The 1,375-nt window shown below is 37.1% G+C and carries 2 protein-coding genes; both read right to left on the bottom strand.

Features of this window, described 5'->3' with window-relative positions:
• Positions 1 to 67 precede the first annotated feature (67 nt).
• Positions 68 to 970: an IS3 family transposase gene (locus FO442_RS18630; RefSeq protein WP_144334727.1), complete on the bottom strand. Its 903-nt coding sequence runs from the start codon at positions 968 to 970 to the stop codon at positions 68 to 70.
• A gap of 2 nt (positions 971 to 972) precedes the next feature.
• Entirely contained in the window at positions 973 to 1,335 is a 363-nt protein-coding gene (locus FO442_RS18635; RefSeq protein ID WP_144334728.1) for a transposase, read from the bottom strand.
• Positions 1,336 to 1,375: the final 40 nt, after the last annotated feature.

Below are 1,375 nucleotides of genomic sequence, written 5' to 3' on the forward strand. Positions count from 1 at the left end.
GGGTCTTGTCCTGAAATAGCTTTACAAATTTGACTACTTAAACCTGAAATAACTTGACATTTCAAAATTAACCCTGAAATTGCTTTACACCAAATTTTTTCTTTGTGTAATCTTTCCATCTTTTTTTGAATTTCGAAGTCGTTAAATGTGCTTCTGCTGGGGTGAGATAATCACAACTCGCGTGCGGTCGGATTTCATTGTACTTTTTGACTGCATTTTGAGCACTTTCTAAGGCACTTTGATGGGAATTGTATGTTTTTGACATCCCAAACTCCTGTTTTAAAATTCCATTAACTCTTTCTGCAATTGCGTTCTGTTGCGGTGATGCTCTATCGCTCATACTTATTTTTATTTTATTGTATTTCAAAAGGTTCGTGTACAGATTACTGCAATATTGAATACCTCTATCGGAATGATGGATCAACCCATCTATATTCGTCGAACTAGTGCTTAAAGCCATTTTTAAAGCTATTATACAACCGTCTGTGTGTAAGGTGGGATGTAAACAAAAACCTACTATTTTACGGGAATAAGCGTCTGTTATCAAACTCAAAAAGCTGAATGATGAACCGACTGGAATGTAGGTAATGTCGCTAACCCACAATTGATTGATGCCTGAAATGTTGAGATCCTTTGCAAGATTTACAAAAGGTATTACTTCGTTGTTTGATTTGGTGGTTAGGATACTTCGCTTACGTCTGCGTATCAACAATCCATGATCCCTCAGAAGGTTCAGGAACTTGTCACGACCAATTTTAATATTGGAAGCTTCGAAGCTTGGAGATAGCAGATATAAGAGCTTCTTGGCTCCCAACATAGGCAGTTCTTCTCTGATAAATAATACCATTTCGATTACCAGGCGTTGCTCCCGTTCACGTTTGGTGTAAGCATGCTGATGCAGATAATACGCCTGTCTACTTTTCCCAACTAATCGACAAAACACCTCTAATCCTGTATTGGGGTATCTCATTTTCATTTCTTGGACCGTTGGGTAAAATACTTTTTTCGCAGATCAATTTTAAGTTCTTTCTCTGCCTGATCAATTACCGTTTTAAGGGTTTCTACATGAAGGTTCGCTAACTTTAAGCTTTCCTCCGAAATCCTTAGTTTGTAAGCTAGTACCTCTGCGGTATCTTCTCCTGTATATTCCTGTAACATAGGAGGTAAAGTTAATTTACCGCTCCTATAATTCTTTACCCATTTCCAAACTGTTCCTTGGGCTTGAATTCCATATATTTGTTGTGCTTTGCGGTATGATAATTCACCACTATCAATTTTTCTTGCAACTTCAATTGCTGTTTCAATACTGTATTTTGAGTTCCATTGATAAGACATAACTTTACTTTTTACTGTAAAGTGATTTCAGGACTACACC

The sequence above is a fragment of the Fluviicola chungangensis genome, from assembly GCF_007558725.1.
Taxonomy (GTDB): domain Bacteria; phylum Bacteroidota; class Bacteroidia; order Flavobacteriales_D; family Crocinitomicaceae; genus Fluviicola; species Fluviicola chungangensis.

Coding starts and splice junctions, on each gene's coding strand:
- FO442_RS18630 (WP_144334727.1), bottom strand. CDS start 970: ATGAGATACCCCAATACAGGATTAGAGGTGTTTTGTCGATTAGTTGGG.
- FO442_RS18635 (WP_144334728.1), bottom strand. CDS start 1,335: ATGTCTTATCAATGGAACTCAAAATACAGTATTGAAACAGCAATTGAA.